This is a genomic window from Streptococcus sp. AM28-20 (genome assembly GCF_003603595.1).
Classification (GTDB): Bacteria; Bacillota; Bacilli; order Lactobacillales; family Streptococcaceae; genus Streptococcus; species Streptococcus ilei.
The window spans coordinates 40622-61869 of record NZ_QTNK01000002.1; the positions used below are offsets into that span (position 1 = coordinate 40622).

At 41.5% G+C, this 21248-nt stretch carries 15 protein-coding genes; 2 read left to right on the top strand and 13 right to left on the bottom strand.

The features are described from left to right. Positions 1–36: 36 nt before the first annotated feature. The gene (locus tag DW738_RS05280) at positions 37–972 is read right to left on the bottom strand and encodes a manganese-dependent inorganic pyrophosphatase (RefSeq protein WP_048689738.1); all 936 of its coding nucleotides are present in this window, start codon (positions 970–972) and stop codon (positions 37–39) included. A gap of 128 nt (positions 973–1100) precedes the next feature. Further along, a complete protein-coding gene (gene pflA, locus DW738_RS05285) occupies positions 1101–1895 on the bottom strand; it encodes a pyruvate formate-lyase-activating protein (RefSeq protein WP_123160531.1) in 795 nt (264 codons plus the stop codon). Between the two features lie 358 nt (positions 1896–2253). Between pflA and DW738_RS05290 the strand changes: the two genes are divergently transcribed. Further along, on the top strand, positions 2254–7140 hold the full coding sequence (locus DW738_RS05290) for a glycoside hydrolase N-terminal domain-containing protein (RefSeq protein WP_123160532.1): 4887 nt from the start codon (positions 2254–2256) through the stop codon (positions 7138–7140). Between the two features lie 210 nt (positions 7141–7350). Here DW738_RS05290 and DW738_RS05300 read toward each other — a convergent pair whose 3' ends face one another. The 8 genes from DW738_RS05300 to DW738_RS05340 form a co-directional block, all read right to left on the bottom strand. Beyond that, positions 7351–8154 carry an ATP-binding cassette domain-containing protein gene (locus tag DW738_RS05300; protein WP_123160533.1) on the bottom strand — a complete coding sequence of 268 codons (804 nt, stop codon included), beginning with the start codon at positions 8152–8154 and terminating at the stop codon, positions 7351–7353. Between the two features lie 13 nt (positions 8155–8167). After that, positions 8168–9061 carry an ABC transporter permease gene (locus tag DW738_RS05305; RefSeq protein ID WP_123160534.1) on the bottom strand — a complete coding sequence of 298 codons (894 nt, stop codon included), beginning with the start codon at positions 9059–9061 and terminating at the stop codon, positions 8168–8170. A 10-nt stretch (positions 9062–9071) separates the two neighbouring features. Then, positions 9072–10046 carry an ABC transporter substrate-binding protein gene (locus DW738_RS05310; protein WP_123160535.1) on the bottom strand — a complete coding sequence of 325 codons (975 nt, stop codon included), beginning with the start codon at positions 10044–10046 and terminating at the stop codon, positions 9072–9074. Positions 10047–10473: 427 nt separating this feature from the next. Next, complete coding sequence (locus DW738_RS05315) at positions 10474–11448, bottom strand: hypothetical protein (RefSeq protein ID WP_123160536.1); 975 nt, start codon at positions 11446–11448, stop codon at positions 10474–10476. Positions 11449–11719: 271 nt separating this feature from the next. Then, positions 11720–12943 (bottom strand): hypothetical protein, encoded by a 1224-nt coding sequence (locus DW738_RS05320; RefSeq protein WP_023027139.1) that lies wholly within the window; start codon positions 12941–12943, stop codon positions 11720–11722. A 111-nt stretch (positions 12944–13054) separates the two neighbouring features. Beyond that, positions 13055–14404 carry a hemolysin family protein gene (locus DW738_RS05325; protein WP_123160537.1) on the bottom strand — a complete coding sequence of 450 codons (1350 nt, stop codon included), beginning with the start codon at positions 14402–14404 and terminating at the stop codon, positions 13055–13057. A gap of 104 nt (positions 14405–14508) precedes the next feature. Beyond that, entirely contained in the window at positions 14509–15990 is a 1482-nt protein-coding gene (locus DW738_RS05330) for a M protein trans-acting positive regulator PRD domain-containing protein (protein ID WP_123160538.1), read from the bottom strand. Positions 15991–16297: 307 nt separating this feature from the next. Further along, positions 16298–17425 (bottom strand): AI-2E family transporter, encoded by a 1128-nt coding sequence (locus DW738_RS05340; protein WP_123160539.1) that lies wholly within the window; start codon positions 17423–17425, stop codon positions 16298–16300. A gap of 56 nt (positions 17426–17481) precedes the next feature. Between DW738_RS05340 and DW738_RS05345 the strand changes: the two genes are divergently transcribed. After that, a complete protein-coding gene (locus tag DW738_RS05345; protein ID WP_117744567.1) occupies positions 17482–18285 on the top strand; it encodes an ABC transporter ATP-binding protein in 804 nt (267 codons plus the stop codon). Positions 18286–18375: 90 nt separating this feature from the next. On the opposite strand, the gene DW738_RS05350 is transcribed toward DW738_RS05345, so the two are convergent. Genes DW738_RS05350 through DW738_RS05360 form a run of 3 tightly spaced genes read right to left on the bottom strand, consistent with a single transcriptional unit; the run spans position 18376 to position 21247 of the window. Beyond that, the gene (locus DW738_RS05350; protein ID WP_123160540.1) at positions 18376–20430 is read right to left on the bottom strand and encodes a sodium:proton antiporter; all 2055 of its coding nucleotides are present in this window, start codon (positions 20428–20430) and stop codon (positions 18376–18378) included. A gap of 3 nt (positions 20431–20433) precedes the next feature. Then, positions 20434–20697, bottom strand: coding sequence for a hypothetical protein (locus DW738_RS05355; RefSeq protein WP_023024073.1), 264 nt, complete (start codon positions 20695–20697; stop codon positions 20434–20436). Then, on the bottom strand, positions 20690–21247 hold the full coding sequence (locus DW738_RS05360) for a class I SAM-dependent methyltransferase (protein ID WP_023024075.1): 558 nt from the start codon (positions 21245–21247) through the stop codon (positions 20690–20692). Before DW738_RS05360 ends, DW738_RS05355 begins: the two co-directional genes overlap by 8 nt. Position 21248 lies beyond the last annotated feature (1 nt).

The window sequence follows — 21248 nt, forward strand, 5'->3', positions numbered from 1 at the left end:
AACTCCTTTTTTAACAATGGGTTATCCCGTTTATCATTAAGCATTAAAGCTTTCAGTCAATTGTGGTACCACTTGTTTCTTACGTGAAACGGCACCTGGAAGGAAAGCGTGGTTGTTTTCAAGTTTGAAGTTGAAAGCTGCTTCTACCTTGTCCATGTTGGCACCAAGAGCCAAAATTTCTGAGTTTGAGTTGACGATGTCTGTAATCATCAAAACAAAGTCAGAGTATCCGTTAGCTGCATTTGCTGCTTGGATAGCTGCTTCGATTTCAGCTTGGCGTTCCAAAACTTCAGCAATATCAACTGTATTGACTTGAGCCACACGAACGTTGTTTCCGTTGAGTTCAAAAGTCTTAGCATCGATGTCGATCAATTCTTCTGCTGATTTGCTTGCCAAGTTGGTACCAGCCTTAAGCATGGCAAGACCGTATTCTTCCAAGTTCACACCAGCCAATTCAGCCAATTCAGGCGCAATCACTTTATCAGATGGATGAGTTGTTGGAGATTTCAAAAGAAGGGTATCTGAAATCAAACCTGAAAGCATCAAACCTGCGATTTCTTTTGGCACTGCTACACCATGTTCTTTGAACATGCGGTATACGATAGAAGATGCTGATCCTACTGGTTCCAAACGCATGTAAAGTGGGCTGGCAGTTTCAAAGTTAGCCACACGGTGGTGATCCACTACACCGTAAACTTCTACTTCAGCAATATCTGATACTGATTGTTGGAATTCATTGTGGTCCGTCAAGATGACTTGCTCTGCACCTTCTGCTTTAGCTGATGTGATGACGCGTGGTGCTTCCACACCAAAATAGTCCAACACGAAAGCTGTTTCTTCATTTGGAGTTCCAAGAGCCACTGCTTCTGTATCCAAACCATAAGCTTCTTTTGCAAGATAAGCAAAGGCTACAGATGAGCCAATAGCATCTGAATCAGGGTTTTGGTGACCAAAAACAAGAATTTTTGACATGTTTCTACCTCTTCATTTTCATTTATAGATTCACTCTATTTTAGCACGTTTTTCCGTTTAAAGAAAGGGAATAGTGATGCATTTCATCAGAAAAAAGACAGCTGGAAGAACCAACTGTCTCGATCTATTTATCCTTTAACCCGTTTCAAGTAATCTTGGTAGCTTTCAGTTTCCATCAAGTCCTTAGCATTCTGAACCCGTTCTTTTGTTGGAGGTTTTACTCCTTCTAGGGAATAAGGAATGCCCAATTCTCGCCATTTGAACTCACCCATGGTATGGTAGGGCAGAATTTCAAATTTATCAACATTTTTAAGGGCTTTGACAAATTTTCCAAGTTCGATCAAATCATCATCTCGGTCTGTCAAACCTGGCACCAAGACGTGACGAATCCAAACAGGCTTCCCAATATCAGATAAATACTTGGCACAGGCCAAAATATTCTTGTTTGTCTGACTGGTTACAAATCTGTGCCGTTCATCATTGATTTCCTTAATATCAAGGAGCACCAAATCAGTCACTGCCATCAGCTTGTCAAATTTTTCCAAGTAACGAGGGGTATTTCGGAAAGGAAGAGCACAAGTATCAAGCGTACAGTGAATGCCCAACTCTTGAGCTTTGGTGAAGAAGGCAATCAAGAAATCTATCTGCAAGAGGGCTTCTCCGCCACTGACAGTGATCCCACCTTTTTGGCCCCAAAAACCACGATAGCGGAGGGCTTCTTCCAATACATCATCTACTGTTCGTTCACGAGACTTGTTGGTTTCCATAGCCCAAGTATCCGGGTTATGGCAATACTGACACCGCATTTGACAGCCTTGAAGAAAGACAATAAAACGGATCCCTGGTCCATCTACAGCACCGAAGCTTTCCGTAGAGTGTACCATTCCTGTTACTTTTCCATAGTCAACTGTTTCATTTTCCATGTCTTGTCCTTCTCTCTTGAAAACGTTTCATGGTTTTATTATAACATGATTCCTTGTGAATAAAAGGATTTTAATGATTTTTTAGAAAATAAACTGTTTTTCAATTACATACCATTGTATTAGTACAGGACATTTAATCCGGTCTTACTCTTTCCGATTCTCTATGGCAAAAATAAATAGCTTATTTATCTCTTATTTCTCTACTATTTTAAGAAATAACACTCTCAAATATGCATCTTATCTAAATGCTATTGACATTTTCCTGTTTCCCTATTAAATTGGATTTGATAGAAATAAATATGAAGGGACTGTCTTTAATCAAAAATGTAAGCGGTCTCAAAAATTAGAGGAGAGTTCTATGGACCAAAGATTTTGGGAAACATCCTGTCGTTATAGTATCCGCAAACTAACAGTTGGCACTGCTTCTGTTTTACTAGGTGCATTTTTTCTCAGCTTACACCAGGTAGATGCTGATAGTATTGTTGGAAGTCAAAACGAAAGCAACCACCTTGAAGCTGCCCCATCACTAGAGAGTCCGACTGACAGAACTGGAGGATCCAAGTCAGAGAATCCACATATCGCTCCTATTTCTGAAGAAAGAAGCTCAACTCCTGATAGAGCTGTTGAAAGTCATCATACAGACGATTCGACTACTTCGATTGAGACGAATAAAGATACGGAAACGATGAAAGTTGAGACTCCTGTGGCAAAACAAACAGATTATCAATTAAGTTACAATCAACCTGCTGCTGCTACCTATGATGGGTGGGAAAAACAAGCCCTCCCAGTCGGAAACGGGGAAATGGGGGCTAAGGTTTTCGGACTCATCGGTGAAGAAAGAATCCAATACAACGAAAAAACTCTTTGGTCTGGAGGACCACAACCAGATAGCACCGACTACAACGGAGGAAACTATCAGGATCGCCATAAGGTCTTAGCAGAAATTCGTAAAGCATTGGAAGAAGGAAACCGCCAAAAAGCCAAACAATTAGCCGAAGAAAATCTAGTAGGCCCCAACAATGCTCAGTATGGCCGTTATTTATCTTTTGGTGATATCTTTATGGTCTTTAACAACCAAAAGAAAGGCCTGGAGAACGTTACCGACTATCATCGTGACTTAGATATTACCGAAGCTATCACGACTACTTCTTATAGCCAGGATGGAACCACTTTTAAACGCGAAACCTTCTCTAGCTTTCCTGACGATGTTACTGTAACCCATTTGAGTAAAAAAGGAGATAAGACCCTCGATTTTACACTTTGGAATAGCCTGACAGAAGATTTACTTGCGAATGGCGATTACTCTTGGGAATATTCGAATTATAAACAAGGAGGAGTTACCACTGATTCGAATGGTATTTTGCTCAAGGGGACTGTCAAAGATAATGGTCTTCAATTTGCTTCCTATCTTGGAATCAAGACGGACGGACAAGTCACTGCCCAAGACGGCTATTTGACCGTCACTGGAGCCAGCTATGCGACCCTTTTACTCAGTGCCAAGACCAACTTTGCTCAAAATCCAAAAACTAATTATCGGAAAGAGATTAATTTAGAAGAAACTGTCAAATCGATCGTTGAAGCTGCCAAAGAAAAAGACTATGAAACTCTAAAACACGACCACATCAAGGACTATCAAAGTCTTTTCAACCGTGTTCAACTAAATCTTGGGGGTAACAAATCTAGCCAAACTACAAAAGAAGCCCTCCAAACCTATGATCCAACAAAAGGACAAAAACTAGAAGAGCTCTTCTTCCAATACGGACGTTATCTCCTCATCAGTTCGTCTCGTGACCGGACAGATGCCCTTCCTGCCAACTTGCAAGGAGTCTGGAATGCTGTAGACAATCCACCTTGGAACTCAGATTACCACCTAAACGTCAATCTACAAATGAACTACTGGCCTGCCTACATGAACAATCTTGCAGAAACTGCTAGGCCAATGGTCAATTATATTGATGACATGCGCTACTATGGCCGTATCGCCGCTAAAGAATATGCAGGTATCGAATCCAAAGAAGGACAAGAAAACGGATGGCTCGTTCATACGCAGGCGACACCATTTGGCTGGACAACTCCAGGTTGGAATTATTATTGGGGTTGGTCTCCTGCAGCCAATGCTTGGATGATGCAGAACGTCTATGACTACTACAAATTCACCAAGGATGAGACCTATCTCAAAGAAAAGATTTATCCAATGCTCAAGGAAACAGCCAAGTTCTGGAATTCCTTCTTGCACTACGACAAATCTAGTGACCGTTGGGTATCTTCTCCATCCTATTCACCAGAGCATGGAACCATTACGATTGGAAATACCTTCGACCAATCTCTGGTTTGGCAACTCTTCCACGACTATATGGAAGCAGCCAAGCATCTCAATGTCGACCAAGACTTAGTTACCGAAGTGAAGGCTAAATTTGACAAGCTCAAACCACTTCATATCAACCAAGATGGCCGCATCAAGGAATGGTACGAAGAAGACAGTCCTCAATTTACGAATGAAGGCATTGAAAATCACCACCGTCACGTTTCTCATCTGGTTGGTCTCTTCCCAGGTACTTTATTTGACAAGGATCAGCCTGAATACCTAGAGGCGGCACGCGCAACCTTAAACCACCGTGGAGATGGTGGAACGGGTTGGTCTAAGGCCAATAAAATCAACCTCTGGGCTCGTCTGCTTGATGGAAATCGTGCCCATCGTTTATTGGCAGAACAGCTCAAATCCTCAACCCTAGAAAATCTCTGGGATACCCACGAGCCTTTCCAAATCGATGGTAACTTTGGTGCCACTAGCGGGATGGCAGAAATGCTCCTTCAATCCCACACTGGCTACATTGCCCCATTACCAGCCCTTCCAGATGCCTGGAAAGACGGGCAAGTTTCAGGTCTCGTGGCACGTGGCAACTTTGAAGTCAGCATGAAATGGAAAGAAAAGAATCTTGAGACATTAGCTTTCCTTTCCCATGCAGGTGGAGATTTAGTCGTCGATTATCCAGACATCGAGTCGAGTATTGTCAAGATTAATGGGAAAGAAATCAAACCTACTCTTCTGAAGGGCAATCGGATTCAGATTGCCACTCAAAAAGGGGATCAGGTTACCTTTGAAAAGTTACCAGAGAGGGTCACCCGCCTATCTGCCGTGAGAAAAGATGCTGTAACTGCTGAACTCGATTTCAATCCAGTTAAAGATGCGACTCACTATGTCATTCGTCGAGAAAGCAAAGATGAAAGCAGTGACGCTCCTTCTGTCAAAGAATTCCTAACCAATGTCACTCATTTCATTGACCGCTCCATTGATTCTCTTCATAGCTATAGTTATAGCGTTAAAGCTATGATTGGGGAGCGCTCAAGGCAAACATCAGAAGCCGCATCAATCCAACCAGTTGTCGAATTGATGGACGATAGAGATCCTCGTGTTCAATACGGTCCTGCCTTCAATAACTGGGAAGATGCTGACTTGTATGCAGGAACTGAAAAATACGCCGACCTATCCCTTGATAGCTACTCTGACAAAGATGCAACTGCTAGCATCTCTTTCAATGGACGAGGAATTGAAATCTATGGTCTCAAATCGTCTGAATTAGGCTTAGCAGAAGTCCAAATCGATGGAAAAAAAGTGGGAGATCTGGATTTCTACACATCTGGAGAAACGGAAAAAAGCGCTCTAATCGGTCGTTTTACAGGACTTCCTGATGGAAATCATATCCTAACTCTGACCGTGAAGAAGGAGCACTTAAACCGTGGGAATGAACGCTCAAAAATTTCCTTGGATTATTTTAAAATCTATCCTGGTCAAGACGCGACTGTTGAAAAGATGGATGACAGAGATCCTCGTATCCACTATGGTTCTTTGTTCAAAGACTGGAATGAATCAGGCTTATATCAAACGACAGAAAAATACGCGACTCTCCAAAACGTAGATCCATCTCAGTATTCTGAGGCCAAGGCAATCATTCCTTTCACTGGTACAGGTATCCGCATCTACGGTTTGAAATCTTCTGGCTATGGAAAAGCCTTAGTAACCCTGGATGGAAAAGAAATGCCAAGTTTGGACTTCTACTCAAGTGCTGACTATGAAAAGAATGTATTGATTGGCGAGTATACAAACTTAAGCAATGGAAATCATATTCTCACCTTGACAGTGGATCCTAACTCTCCAGATGGTAGAAAGATGATTTCTCTGGATTCATTTGACATATTGAAGCCAGCAACAGTATCCCTAGATACTCCAAGCCTAGCCCCAATACAAGCAGGCGATCAAACCATTACCCTCACACTTCCGTCTGGAGAATGGGATGCTATTGCTGTACAATTCCCTGGTACAAAGGATCCTGTTTTCCTCAAGAAAACCGATGACCAACACGTCACCCTATCAGATGGAAATCGAGTGTTGCCGATTAAAAACCAGCAAATTGAACTCCCAATCCCAGAAACTGCTCATCAAAAACAAGATCAGATCATCTCAGCCTATGCCATCCGAGGGAAAACCATCACTAGTCCAGTGGTCTCTCTCTTACCTGCTCTTGTGACAAGTTTGGGAGAAGAAGAACCACCTGTAGTAACCCTTCCTGAGTACACAGACCCAATCGGCACAGCTGGACAAGAAGCACCTATCCTTTCTCTACCTGAATATGTCCTTCGGGTACTGAAAGACCAAGCCAGCAAGGTAGAGGTCATTAGTGGAGAAAATGAGATTGGAACAGAAAGTCATTTAGAGATCCAAAAGGTCCTTGACCAAGGTCTCTTCGGCGAGACCTACGATGCTTTCAACCTTCAACTGAGGGATAAAGAGGGAAATCCAGTTCCAGTGAAGGGAAGTGTATTGGTTCGACTTCCACTATCCGGAGAAGTGAAGCAACTCTATGTCTTGACTCCTGATCAAGGTCTCCAACCATTAGAATTTACACTTCGAGAGGGCATGATTGAATTCATTGTCCAAGAATTAGGAACCTATGCTATTGTCTATAAGACAAAATTAGAAACTAGACCATTCATTTCAAGTCTTCATGAAAAAGTTGATTCTGCTTTTTCTGGAAGCAAGGGACAATATACTCCTCTTTCAGAGCATCCTAGTCCAACGAATACCAGTGATGCTTTGATGAGTGTTCCAACCTCTAAACAAGATCAGGCTTCGCAAGGACAACTTCCAAGAACGAATACTGAACACAGCAGTTCATACCTACTCTTCTTAGCGGGTCTTAACCTTGTTCTCGCAGCTAGCTTCCTAGAGAAAAAGAAACAGGATTAGCTAAATGTGGCTAACAACATCAATACAAAGAGGCTGGGACAAAAGTCCTAGCCTCTCAATTGTCTTTGGATTGTCGAGCAAGACGCAGTGGTTGAGTGGCCTCTACTACGCTGATTTCATCCGCTTTTACAGCCCTACTCAACTGTGCGGAGGTGGGACGACGAAATCGAATTCTAACGAATGACCGATTTCTGTCCCACTCTCTTTATTTTATCCCAATACCAATTCGTCACTCACCAAGGTTTCACCACTGTTCTGATGGAAAAGGCGCATCAAGTTTTCAACTGTCAAGTTTTTCTTTTCTTCTCCTTTAACATCGACCACGATTTTCCCTTGATAGAGCATGATCAATCGGTTGCCATATTCGATAGCATGGTTCATATCGTGTGTAATCATCAAGGTTGTCAAATCATGACTTTCCACGATCTTTTGCGTCAATTCCATGACCATTTCACTGGTCTTTGGATCGAGCGCTGCGGTATGTTCATCCAGTAGCAAGAGTTTCGGTTTGACTAAAGCTGCCATGACCAAAGTAAGGGCCTGCCGTTGTCCCCCTGATAAGTATTGCGTATCCACTTTGAGTCGATTCTCCAACCCAATATTGAGTTCCTTCAAAGCAGCTTTAAATTCTTCGCGATCTTTTTCTTTGACCCCCCAACTAAGGCCCCGTTTTGCTCCACGTTTTTTAGCAATGGCCATGTTTTCTTCAATGGTCAAACGGGAAGCCGTCCCCATCTTAGGATCCTGGAAAACACGGGCGATCTCCTTAGCACGCTTCCGAACACTGGTCTGCTTAATAGATTTTCCTTCTAACAGGATATCTCCTTGGTCCACTAGCAAGCCACCTGCCAGAATGTTCATCAATGTCGATTTCCCTGCTCCATTTCCTCCGATGACGGAAATGAAATCTCCTTCTTCTACTGTCAGGTCCAAGCCTTTGAGAACATGGTTTTCATTGACTGTTCCTGCTTCAAATGTCTTATGTATATCTTCGATTTTTAACAATGTTGCCATCTATCTTCTCCTTTTAGTTATTGGTTAATTTTAATCCACGAATCTTGAGACGTTTCTGGGCTTCTGGTGCAAACAAGACCAAGGCCAAGAGAATAGCATTAAACAAACGGACTAAGTTTTGGTCTAAGTTTGGAATTTCATAGATATTGAGGATAATGAGGCGGTAAACAATTGCCCCCACTCCAATCGAAAGTAAGCGTCCTCCAATGGTCAAATCATGGATCAAGACTTCTGCTAGAATAACGGCGCTAAGTCCTACGACGATGGTCCCTGTACCAGAAGTCACGTCTGAGAAGCCATCTGTCTGAGCGAAGAGAGCCCCACACAATGCAACCAGTCCATTAGAAATCATATAACCGAAAATCTTCATGGTGTCCACATTCACCCCATTGGCCTCACTCATTGGGATATTGTCACCCGTTGAACGAAGAACCAAGCCAATCTGAGTTTTCATTAAGAGAGTCAAAATCAGGCAGACCAATAACAAACAAGAAAGACTAACAGCAAAGACAGCAGCCTCATTAGACAAACCCAGCCCCATCACAGACTTGAAGATGGTACTTGAATCTCCAATGGATAAATTAGGAACGCCCCCCATGATCTTAATATTGATCGAATAGAGGCCAGTCAGTGTCACAATCCCTGTTAAGAGAGCGGGGATCTTCATCTTAGTATGAAGGAGGCCAGAAACTAGACCTGCTAACATCCCTGCAAAAATAGAAAAGAGGGTCGCTAGCCATGGGTTTTGACCTGCTTGAATTTGGGATGCAACGACTGCTGCCCCAAGCGGGAAAGCCCCTTCTGCTGTCATATCCGCTATATCTAAAATGCGGAATGTTAAGAATATACCAATGGCCATAATCGACCACAATAAACCTTCAGATAAACTTGATAATACTAAATCCATCATCCATCTCCTATTTCTTTTCGTTTATACCAGAGAGATCAATTCCTAATTTCTTAGCCATCTCTTTGTTGACATACAATTCTAAATTCTTAGGGGCTTCTACAGCCAGATCGGCTGCCTTTTCCCCTTTCAGAATACGAATCGCCATCCGGGCAGACTGACGACCCAACTCGGTGTAGTCTGTCCCATAGGTATAGAGCCCTCCTACTTGAGCCATTTCAATTGAACCTCCAATGACTGGAACCTTGTGTTTTAAAGAAACTTGTTTGATCGTTTCCATCGTAGAGGAAATAATGTTGTCCGTTGGAATAAAGACTAGATCGACCTCAGACATCAAACTGTCCGCTGCTGCTTTCACATTATTACTGTCTAAGATGGTTTTCTCTACGACACGGTAGCCTTTGGCCTCAAGGACTTTTTTAGCCTCATCTTTTTGAACGACGGAGTTGGGCTCACTTTGCGTATAAAGGATCCCGATTGTCTTAGCTGTTGGCAAAACCTTTTGAATCAGATCGACTTGTGTAGCAATCGCATCTGAAGATTGGTCACTCGTTCCTGTCACATTGCCACCAGGACGATCCAAGTTCTTGACCAACTTAGCAGCCAGAGGGTCCGTCACTGCAGAAAAGACTACAGGGGTTCTTTTGCTCGTATTGGCAATACTTTGTGCTGATGGAGTCGCAATGGCAAACACAAGGTCACTTTCCTGTGATAATTGATTTGAAATGTTTTTCAAATTTCTCTGCTCCCCTTGAGCATTTTGATAATCAATTTCAATCTCTTCTCCGTCTACATAACCCTGTTTTGCTAACTCTTCTACAAAGCCTTTTCGAGTTGCATCAAGAGACTTATGGGTAATATACTGCGAAATCCCAATCTTAATCTTTTGATGCTTAGAGGTCTTCAAGTGATGGAGGGTCAAGAGGGAGGTCATCAGTAGACCAACTACCAGAACCGGGGCAATTAACTTCTTTACAACTTTCATGAAACATGTCTCCTTCTCTAAAACATTCAAACAGCATACAAAAAAACCGTTTAGATGATTCTAAACGGTTGGTATCATTCCTCACAAACTTAAAAGTATGCCAGCATTGCCGTCCATTTAGATATCATCTATATGGACCACAATCAAAAATCTTAGCCACATAGATACAAACAAATTGCTCGTTTCGTTTGCATCCATGAGTTCATGTCTACAAACACTATCTAAAGTAGCTAAAGTAAAAGTTTTGATTCAACAATGTGGAGTTCGTGTTTTTCATAAAATTCTGCTTTCGTTTTTTTATGTTGACTATCTTACCGAAATTTTTTCAGGCTGTCAAGCCTAAATTCAGAATTTTTTTAATTATCTTATTTTTTCTTCATTACCAAACAAAAAAGTGCCCGATGAGGGCGCTAAATGAGCGAATATCTTATTTTTTAAAGGTGAATTTAAAATCATCCTCTTCATTCTGATAAACCGTTAAGATTCCGTTTACCAATTTATATTTGAGATTGTATTGCATTACAAAGTTTCCACCACTATCTACAAGAAATTCATGAGTTTTTTCAGATAACTCGCCTTCAAATAACACCATATCTATGGTTCCTTTTTTAACATCAATTTCAACTCCTATTTCCTTCAAGTAACCCCATTTGCTTCGTTCCTCAATGTACTCCAATGCATTTTCCACAGAATTTAAATAACTTTTATCGCCTTCAAGGAGTTTTTTTGCTGCTCCTTTAAAATCAACTTTTCCTGATGTAGAAATTTTTACTTTGTTACCCTCTACTTCCACAATCATTTCGACATCTTTAATAAATTCACTAGAGATATCTAAAGTCGAGGTGAAACTTTCTTTAAAACCAGATGTCATTTCTTTCTTCAGTTCAGGAGTAGCTGACCATTTCCCTTGAATACTATTAGGATTTTTAGCAAATAAGAAAAATGCAAGCACAGATAAAACTGCAACGGCGACAAGACTACATAATCCAATAATCAGCCCTTTCTTAGACTTCTTACCGGGTATTGGGACTTGTCCCATATATGAGGAATTAGTCTGGTAATTCAGTTGCCCATTGTTTGGATAACCTCCCTGCACCTGAGCATTGTTATAGGATGTGAAGGTCACTCCTGCTTGAGCCGACTCCTGAACAGGAGCTTGTGGCTGAGTTCCACCTTGCCCAAAAGCTTGTCCTTGATGTTGAAACGGACTTGTTCCACCTTGGTATTGATTTGAAGTTGGGCTTGCACCTCCAAATGGAGATTGAATTGGATTTACGGGCGTATTCGGTGTCGCTTGTGTTTCTGGACTTCCAAACTGACCAAAAAGCTGTTGGAATTTCTCCTGATTGGCCGGTCGACCATGGACTCTCTCGAACTCTGCTAACCATTCTTCTGGTTTCATGACTATCACCTTCTAACCTTTACTTATTTTATTATAAAGGAAATTCATAGGAGAAGCAAACCCTACTAAAATGAGTATAAAAATCAGGAAAAACCTTGATTTTATGGCTCTATAATTTCTGTAGTGGATAATATCACCATAGGAATTATGGAGCCTATTTTGTTGTAGAAAACAAGAACATCAAAAAGGAGAGAACCAATTTGGTCCTCTCCAGGGTATAACTTTTCATCAACCCACTACAGTTGACAAAGAGCCTAAATAAGCGAATATCTTATTTTTTAAAGGAGTATTCAATTCCATAATCATTTCCATCCACGGAAACTTTCAGCGTTCCATTTTCAATTTTATACTTGAGATCGTATTTAAGGAAATGACTCGCATCTTCATCCTGAATGAATCGGTGATCTTTTTCATCCACCTCACCTTCAAAGGCTACCATTTTAAGAGTGCCTTTTTTCACATCGATTTCAAGTCCCATATCCTCTAAATAGGAATTCTCACTGTTTTCTTGGATATAGTCTAAGGCATCCTCAACAGAGTAAAAATCATTGTCCCCATCATCATAGAGTTCCTTTGCAGCTCCCTTGAAATCAATCTTACCAATCACACTGATGGTTACTTTTTTCCCCTTTACCTCTACGATCATATCCATATCTTTTACAAATTCACTAGAAATATCTGATGTAGTAGAGAAAGTGCCTGCAAAAGCAGACTTCATTGTCTTTTTCATTTCAGGAGTAGCCGACCATTTTCCTTGAATACTATTTGGATTTTTAGTAAAAAAGAAAAATGCAAGCACAGATAAAACTGCAACAGCAACAAGACTACATAAACCAATAATCAGCCCTTTTTTAGACTTCTTACCTGGTATTGGAGCTTGGCCCATATATGGAGAATTAGCCTGGTAATTCAGTTGCCCATTGTTTGGGTAGCCTCCCTGCATCTGAGTGTTGTTATAAGATGCGAAGGGCGCTCCTGTTTGAGCCGCCTCCTGAACAGGAGCTTGTGGCTGAGTTCCACCTTGCCCAAAAGCTTGTTCTTGATGTTGATACTGACTTGCTCCACCTTGGAATTGATTTGGAGCTGGGCTTGCACCTCCAAATGGGGCTTGGGCCGGAGCTGGACCTCCGAACTGTGCTTGTTCTGGTGGTGGCGTCACACCTCCAAACTGTGTTTGCTCTGAAGTTGGCGCTGCTCCTCCAAATGGCGTTTGCTCTGGAGTTGGCGCTGCATCTCCGAACTGGGTTTGTTCTGGGGCTGGCGCTGCTCCTCCAAATTTAGCTTGTTCTGGAAACGGTAAAGGGCCTCCAAATTGTCCTTGATTGGAAACAGGTGCTGCACCTTCAAATGGAGATTGGATTGGGTTTACGGGCGTATTCGGTGTCGTTTGTGTTTCTGGACTTCCAAACGTACCAAAAGCCTGTTGGATTTCCTCCTGATTGGCCGGTCGACCATGAACCCTCTCAAACTCTGCTAACCATTCTTCTTGTTTCATTGTGATCTCCTTCTACCTTTATTTATTTTATTATAAAGGAATTTCATGAGAGATGCAAATCCGTCTAAAATGAGCATAAAAAAATCAGGGAAACTCCCTGATTTGATGTTCTTATTCTTGACCTTTTGTCGCTTGCTCATCTTCATCGACTAGGTCACTGACCTCAACCTTCACCTTGGTGACACGACCATTTTTTACCTTATCGTTTGTAAGGATCAGATGCTTCTTCATACTGTCTACTTCAAAACTCAAGCGTTCCTTGTGACCTGGAATCCGTCCGACACCAGTCAGGTAGTAGCCTGCAATGGTATCCACATCATCACTTTCCAACTTCACATCAAAATACTCATTGAAATCATTTAGAGTCACAATCCCCTGCACAATATAGAGGTTAGGCTCAATTTCAAAAACATCATTCTCAGCCTTATCGGTTTCATCATCGATTTCCCCGACAATTTCCTCAAGAAGGTCTTCCAAGGTTACCAGACCAGCCATTCCTCCATACTCATCCAGCAAAATGGCCATCTGATTTTGTGTATTCCGGAGCTCCTTCAAGAGGTCATCTACAAAGATTGTTTCCGGTACAAAGAGAGGTTCCTGAAGGATCTTTCGAAGAGCGATGTTATCAAAGCCATTTACAAAGCCCTCATTGAGGAGGCGCTTGGTATGGATGAGACCAATAACATTGTCTTTGTCATCATCATAGACAGGAATCCGAGAAAAATTCTGTTTTAAAATGCTCTCGATGATTTCTCTGGTATCATCTTGGATATCCACCATAAAGGCATCCGTACGAGGAACCATTAGCTCACGCGCCATCAGCTCATCTAGTGAAAAGACTCCTTGCAACATTTCAATCTCGTCAGCATCCAGACTCGTTTCACTCTTAGCCAGCATATAGGCAATCTCATCTCGTGACATCTCTTCGTCTGCATCATCGAATTGCATAGGGGTCAGACGACTAACTAGATTCGTTGATGCCGATAAGAGCCAGACAAAGGGGCTAACGATTTCCCCTAGTAAAATCACAATTGGAGCCGTCCGAACAGCCAAGCTATCTTTCAGATTCATGGCAATCCGCTTGGGATATAACTCACCAAATACAATCGAAATATAGGTCAGAAAAGCCAAGGAGAGGAAACTAGCTATCGCACGCGCTGTCTCCGTATTTCCCATCCAAGAAGCTATTACTTTCCCAAGATTATCAGCTAGACTTGCCCCAGACAAGATGGTAATCAAGGTAATACCAACCTGAATCGTGGATAAAAAGTGGTTTGGATTTTCCAATACCTTTAAGAGACGAATATATTTCTTATCGCCTTCCTCCGCTTTTTGTTCTACCCGAGAACGGTTCAGCGATACCATCGACATCTCCGTTGCAGAGAAAAAAGCATTAAATAAGGTCAATACAAATAGTAAAACAAATTGCAGTATTAAATCCTGACTGCCAGGGTCTTCCATGGATATTCTCCTCAATGTATAGTAATAATGCCCATTATATCATATTTTTTAAAATGGTGCATAGTCGTAAAAATTTCCCTCCTAAAAGAGGAGGGAAGGCTTCATTATACTCCAGATCGTGTGAAATCATAAAAGAGTACATTCAGTTTTTCTACAAGTTCCAAAAGGGTTAAACTACTTGTACAAATAAATTTTTTCCCTTTGATATTCGGAATCATAAAGTTGGCAACAATAACATCATATTCGGTATGCTCTAGTTCATGAAGATTAAAGTCATGCTTGATGACCTGTGAAAACTCAAAGTTATCCGTACAATAGAATTTTAAGAAATCAATCATGGACTTAGCATGGTGGTCATCGTATCGGCTAATGATTAAGACCTTGACAGCCGTCCGTCTCCTTAATAGTTGAGGCAATAGATTTTCCCAATGTGAAAATACGGTATAAATCTGATGCTTGAGGTTTTCAGGATTTTCATGAAAGCCCATCTCTTTGAGATAGTGATACAAACCCGTTTCAACATCCTGATAAAATTTCGGGAAGAGGGTGCGATAATCCTCATTGGTATAGCTCTTGGTATCATAGAGAAGAAATTCACCAAAGATTTCACGCCGCTCCAAATAGGCGGTATTGTGAATATGCATAATCATCTCTTCATAATTCTCAAGTTCCAAACCATAAGATTTACTCAGGTGATCAAGAAATTGAGAGGCTAGAATATAGGATTTTTTTGTAACAGCATCTACCTCGGTAGCATCAATCAGATCCTGCGGAGTAAAGTAAAAACGTTTCTGCAGAAAAATGATAAAGAGCTGTTCAATGGTTTCTTCGTTAAATTCTACACCCAGTTGCAGGCCAAAATAACGAAGCATCTCATTGATTTTTGGGAGCTCTTGATAGAGATAGGCGTATTGTTCAAAATTATTGGCCCCTTCAATTCGATACCCTTGCTTAATCCGGTAAAGGTAGACCGTTAGCATAATTTTATAAGAATGGAAGATCGAATAAGTCAGTGGGATTTCTGTCAGTTTATAGAAGAAGGTAATGAAATCAATAATGACTTGCTCTCTAATATCTGGAAATGGCCACTCTAAATAATAATACCGCTCTGCAAAATACTGGGAATAGAAAAAGCGAATATCGACTTCGTCCCCCACGACATTTAGAGGATTCAAGGTGATTCGTATATTGTACTTTTCCTGAATAATCTGGTTAATGTTTCGAATCAAGCGATAAAATGATTGTTGACTGAGATCATATCGTCTACAAATTAAGTCACTGGAAACGTCCTTATGGAAGAACAAGTATTCCAAGAGGGAGAAAGCTGTAGATTCTTTAAAGAAGTGATGGTAGACCACCTCAATCCCAACCGAATCATCATAGCTGATCTTAATGCCATTTGTCGAAGACTCAATCAAGAACTCTTTAAAGACCGTTCGTAAATTTGAAAGATCCTCCTTCAATGACCGTTCTGTACAATCTAACATTTCTGCGAGTTCCTTCAAATGAAACCAGCGCTTCTCTCGAATTAATGTTTCTAGCAAACGCATTTGGCGTCGCTGCTTTTTGGCAAGCAATTCTATCATCTTATAGAAACTCCTTGATTTTCTATCATTACTAATTCATTATAACATATTTTCTTAAAGGAAAGGTAAAAGTTAACGATTCAAGTACTTAGCTTACCCTTTCTTAGTCTATATTCAAAAGAGAGTGGGACAGAAATCGGTCATTCGTTAGAATTCGATTTCGTCGTCCCACCTCCGCACAGTTGAGTAGGATTGTAAAAGCTGATGAAATCAGCGTAGTAGAGCCCACTCAACCACTGCGTCTTGCTCGACAATCCAAAGACACTTAAGAGGCTAGGACTTTTGTCCCAGCCTCTTATTTATTCTGTTAGGATTTATTGATGATTCCAAACTCTTCTTGCTTGCGCTGCTCTTGTGTCTTTTTATGATTTTCATACAAGGCTGCGAGGAATTTCACGATTTCTTTACCAATCGAATAAACCGGAATTGCCACGATCATTCCAATTACACCATAGATGTTACTGGATAAAAGCAAAAGAACCATAATGGTAATGGGATGCACCTTCATCACCCCTCCCACAATCCGTGGATAAAGGATATTTCCATCGATTTGTTGAACAATCAACATGAAGATGACTGCTTTGACCATCATATTGAAATCGGTAAAAGCATAAGTAACTACCATAGGTATTAAGCCAATCGTCGGCCCAATATAGGGAATAAAGATGGCCAAGGCTGAGAAAATAGCAAAGACCAAGGCATATTTCAAACCGATAATACTGTAGCCAATAAAGGCTAGAGTACCAATAATCAAGGCATCGATAGAAATCCCACTAATATAACGAGAAACTGTTTGGTTGAGACTCACTAAGAGGGAGCTAATATTCCGCCGGTCATTCTTCAGGATAGTCCGCTCTATCATTGGCAGCAACTTCTTCCCATCAATCAAGAAGTAAACCAGGAAGATCGGCGTCATAACCAGAATGAAGAGCGTATTGACAATCGTCGATACCACACTACCCAAACTATTGGTCACACTGTTTAAGATATTTTGTAGAATATCCACATAAGATAGGTTTAGTTGCTGAATGGTTGATTGGATATTGATACTCTGAAAGGCTGGATTTTTAGATAACTTCGTCACAAAACTTTGCACTTCCCAATACAAGCCTTGGGTTGAATTAATCAAGCTTGTCAACTGGTTGATCAAAATAGGCAAGATATAAACAATCCCATAAATAATCAATCCAAAAAGGGTTACCAAGGTTAATAGAATGCCCAAAATTCGATTCAGATGAAATTTCTTTTCCAAAAATTCTACGATAGGATTGGTGATATAATACAAGAAACCAGCAATCAAAAATGGAAGAATAATGGTATTCAGAACAGATACAAATGGAGAGATGAGGCTTCCCATACTTCCCCAAATATAGAATATAATCGTTAATAATAGGACTTCACAGGTCCAGAAAAATAATTTACTTTTATGAAACATCCCTTTCCTCCTATCTGCTATTTTATCATATTTATGGTAAAATAGAAAATATTTTTATGAAGGTTAAAAAGATGAAAGAAAGCTTAATTGAACTGAAAGACGTCACTCTAAGAAAAGAAGGAAAAAACCTCCTCTCCCATTTAAATTGGACCGTTAAAAAAGGGGAAACCTGGGCCATCCTTGGCCTGAATGGTGCTGGAAAATCGACCCTCCTTCGTCTCTTAATGGCGGAATACTGGAAAACAGAAGGAGAGGTTTCTGTCCTTGGAACACAATTTGGACAAGGCGACATTCCTGAACTCCGCAAGCGAATTGGAGTGGTTAGCTCCTTTATTTCTGAGCGCATCCCTGAATCTCTATCCCCAGAAGAAATCGTCCTCACTGGTAAATACAAGAGTAGCATCCTCTATACAACTTACGGAGAGAAAGAACTCCAAGAAGCACGGTCCATGTTGCGTCGCATCGGTGCTACTTCTTTGATTGGGCGAAAATACAGGACCCTCTCTCAAGGGGAAAAACAGACGATTCTTATCGCCCGTGGTCTCATGGAAGAACCCGACCTTCTCATCTTCGACGAAGCCTCAAGTGGGCTCGACTTATTTGCTCGGGAAGCCATCTTTCAGTTGATTCACCAGATCAAACAGATGGAAAAGGCACCGACCATTCTCTTTGTCACCCACCATGCGGAGGAAATCACCAAATCTTTTAGCCATGTCCTTCTCCTCAAGGAGGGACAAAGTTTTGCCCAAGGCCCTAAGGAGGATATTCTCACCCAAGAAACTCTATCAGCCTTTTATGGGGGGAAGGTCCAGCTGATTCCTATCGGGGAAGATCGCTATTACATTCAGCCAGACCAGTAATCATTAGCCTACTAATACACAAAAGAAAGAGATTGGGACAAACGTCACCAATCTCTTTTCTTCTTCTATCTTAGATAGAACTGTCATTTTTTATCGATTTCGAGCGTAATTGATCATATCATATGGTAGAGTATTGGCACTTTCCCTCAAGGAATAGTTTTCCAATTCGTTGACATTTTGCCGCATGCGACGTGCATACTTGGCCGAAATCAAATGTTGCTCCTCATATTTGAAAATGAGTTTTCTCTCCAGGTAATAGCCTCTTAGCATCTCATCAATATTATTGGGCTTGATCCGATTGATAACCCGCTCTACAAAGGCTCCACTGGTAATCAATGACGTTTCACGCAGACGTGATTCTTGAAGGAAAGATACCAAACTACTGCGATAGACTCCTTTTAGGTTTTCCAAACTCTCGATAATAATTTCCGTATTCGCCAAATACAAGGCGGCAATCTGGTCATAATCGATAGCTTCGAGCTTGTAATTTTCTCCGTTTTTCCATGCCTGAATACCGGATCCAAAGGTCAACACTTCGTGGAAAAGGAGTCGGATTAGGCGGAAGAGCACCAAGAAATAATAGGTCAGGCGCGATGACAGATTGCGATTGATATTTTGCTCCATGGATCGGAGATAACGTTGATAGACATGGTAGCTTCTATCTCGAATCTTTCCTTCTTCATAGGCTTGTTCCAAACCATCGTTCTCGATACTGAGAATAAGGAGTTTCAATTGCTCCCAGTCTCTTTGAGTGGCCTTATCCTCCTGATTGAGAATCATATTTTCTATCCGGCCATGATAATTATCAATAGCCGCATACAGAGGCCCCTTCTGCTTGGTCACTGTCAACTCCTTCTCCAATAGCATGACGACATCGTTTAAGATAGCAATGTGCATCAAATGATCATTGGATTCCTCTTTGTCTTCAGAGAGCTTTGGTAGGATGAGAAGTCCAATCAGGAAACTACACAAGGTCACCCCTGCTACTAAAAACAAGAGAACTGGGTATTCTGCTTCTAGCTGCGTCGGTATCAAGAGAATGGTCGCGATGGACACCGTTCCTTTGACCCCCGAAAAGGTCAACAAGAGGGCATCTTTCAGATACTTATCAATGGATTTTTTCAATCGGAAACCACGGTACCAGTAAAATCCATACACCATCAAAAAGCGAATCAAGAATAGGAGTCCCGTCAATAAGAGAACGGTCACAATCAAGAGCAGATTGTTGTAAAAGGGAGTCCTAAGAATTGGCTCAGAAATCATCTCAAGCTCCATCCCTAAAAGGACAAAGACGGATCCGTTGAGGACAAAATTGACTGTATTCCAAACCGTATGGGTAACCGTATCGACTTTGGCTTCTAGTAGGGTAATTTTCTTAATCCGACTAGCCTTTAGGATCCCAGCCACGACCACCGCAATAATCCCTGATACATGGATCTCTTCTGCAATAAAGAAGGTTAACAAGGGAAGACTCAATTCTAAAATGAGTTCACTGGCAATATCTGTTGCCCGAACACTCAACAACAGTTTCTGAAGCCCACGGTTGACAGCCGCTGTCACAATCCCTACCGCAAAACCTCCTAAAATGGAAACCACCAAATCCCAACTAGCCTGTCCCAATGAGAAGGCACCAGTAGTCCAAGCAGCCAGAGCTACTCGAAAGGCCACCAAACCTGAAGCATCGTTGAGCAAGCCTTCTCCTTTTAAAATGTTGGAGACCCGTTTAGGAAAGGTAAAGCGTTCCGAAAGGGAGGCAAAAGCCACTAAATCTGTCGGACCGAGCGCTGCCCCAACTGCCATACAGGCAGCTAGTGGAATTCCTAACCACAAGAGATGAGCCAACCAGCCCAAGCTAAGGGTCGAAATAAAAATAACTGGGAAGATTAAAAAGGCGATAATGCGCCAGTGCTTGAGAATAGAAGTAATATCCGCTTCTTCTGCCTCTCGAAAGAGGAGGGGACCAATAACCAAGGCCAAAAAGAGTTCTGTATCTAAGTGATACTCCGAATTGGGTAAGAGAAAGCCAAACCCAATCCCAAGGAAGATCTGGATCAAGGGCAAGGGCAAGGTCGGAATCAACTTATTGGTCGCATTGGAAACAATCAGAACCAGGGAAAAGACAATGGCGTATACAAGAATCTCCATCTCTTATCCTCCTGATCGTTGGTTACAACAGTCCTCAAAGAGTTGTTTTTGTTCTTGGATCTTTTGATCAATCTTTGTCAGATCCTTGTGCTCAATTTTCTTCTGGCTACGTTCCATTTCAAGAGAGACTAACTTCTTCTTGATTTTGATCATCTTTTTGCTCATCCGCGCTTCATCCAAAAAACCGACAGCACGTTCATGAGACGTTGACTCCACAAAATCGTGACGAAGGGCTTCAATTTTATTTTTTAAAAATTCTTTATCCATGGCGGTAACTTTCTAATTTTTCAATCATGACCAAAAATGGTGGATGATTAATTTGATTGAGGGTCCGATAACTAGTGACCGTAAATTCTTGTTGAGGTAGGTGAGAGACAAAATCCAAGACAGCATCTTTTTCTAGGTCTCCACCTTCATGACCATAATAGATCATGATAGCTATCCGGCCCCCTTTGACCAAGAGGTGACATAGTTTATCGATGGCTTGAATGGTTGTTCTAGGCTGGGTAATGATCGACTTGTCTGCTGAAGGAAGATAGCCTAAATTGAAGATAGCAGCCTTGACCTGGTTTACATAGAAATCAACCTCTTCATGCCCCTTCAAAAGAAGGTGGGCATTGGCAAGGCCTGCTTCTTCCAAACGCTTCTGCGTATGGACCAAGGCCTGCTCTTGAATATCAAATGCATAAACTTCTTTGGCTAGTTTCGCCAAGAAAAGCGTATCATGCCCATTACCCATAGTCGCATCAACGACGGTATCTTGATCCGTAATGACTTCCCTAAGAAAATCATGGGCCATTTCTAATGGTCGCAACATC

What these genes read in the sequence shown, in the direction of transcription:
- DW738_RS05325 (WP_123160537.1), bottom strand. Translation starts at nt 14,404, where the DNA reads ATGGAAGACCCTGGCAGTCAGGATTTAATACTGCAATTTGTTTTACTA.
- pflA (WP_123160531.1), bottom strand. Translation starts at nt 1,895, where the DNA reads ATGGAAAATGAAACAGTTGACTATGGAAAAGTAACAGGAATGGTACAC.
- DW738_RS05340 (WP_123160539.1), bottom strand. Translation starts at nt 17,425, where the DNA reads ATGTTTCATAAAAGTAAATTATTTTTCTGGACCTGTGAAGTCCTATTA.
- DW738_RS05280 (WP_048689738.1), bottom strand. Translation starts at nt 972, where the DNA reads ATGTCAAAAATTCTTGTTTTTGGTCACCAAAACCCTGATTCAGATGCT.
- DW738_RS05355 (WP_023024073.1), bottom strand. Translation starts at nt 20,697, where the DNA reads ATGGATAAAGAATTTTTAAAAAATAAAATTGAAGCCCTTCGTCACGAT.
- DW738_RS05360 (WP_023024075.1), bottom strand. Translation starts at nt 21,247, where the DNA reads ATGTTGCGACCATTAGAAATGGCCCATGATTTTCTTAGGGAAGTCATT.
- DW738_RS05350 (WP_123160540.1), bottom strand. Translation starts at nt 20,430, where the DNA reads ATGGAGATTCTTGTATACGCCATTGTCTTTTCCCTGGTTCTGATTGTT.
- DW738_RS05330 (WP_123160538.1), bottom strand. Translation starts at nt 15,990, where the DNA reads ATGATAGAATTGCTTGCCAAAAAGCAGCGACGCCAAATGCGTTTGCTA.
- DW738_RS05310 (WP_123160535.1), bottom strand. Translation starts at nt 10,046, where the DNA reads ATGAAAGTTGTAAAGAAGTTAATTGCCCCGGTTCTGGTAGTTGGTCTA.
- DW738_RS05315 (WP_123160536.1), bottom strand. Translation starts at nt 11,448, where the DNA reads ATGAAACCAGAAGAATGGTTAGCAGAGTTCGAGAGAGTCCATGGTCGA.
- DW738_RS05300 (WP_123160533.1), bottom strand. Translation starts at nt 8,154, where the DNA reads ATGGCAACATTGTTAAAAATCGAAGATATACATAAGACATTTGAAGCA.
- DW738_RS05345 (WP_117744567.1), top strand. Translation starts at nt 17,482, where the DNA reads ATGAAGGTTAAAAAGATGAAAGAAAGCTTAATTGAACTGAAAGACGTC.
- DW738_RS05305 (WP_123160534.1), bottom strand. Translation starts at nt 9,061, where the DNA reads ATGGATTTAGTATTATCAAGTTTATCTGAAGGTTTATTGTGGTCGATT.
- DW738_RS05320 (WP_023027139.1), bottom strand. Translation starts at nt 12,943, where the DNA reads ATGAAACAAGAAGAATGGTTAGCAGAGTTTGAGAGGGTTCATGGTCGA.
- DW738_RS05290 (WP_123160532.1), top strand. Translation starts at nt 2,254, where the DNA reads ATGGACCAAAGATTTTGGGAAACATCCTGTCGTTATAGTATCCGCAAA.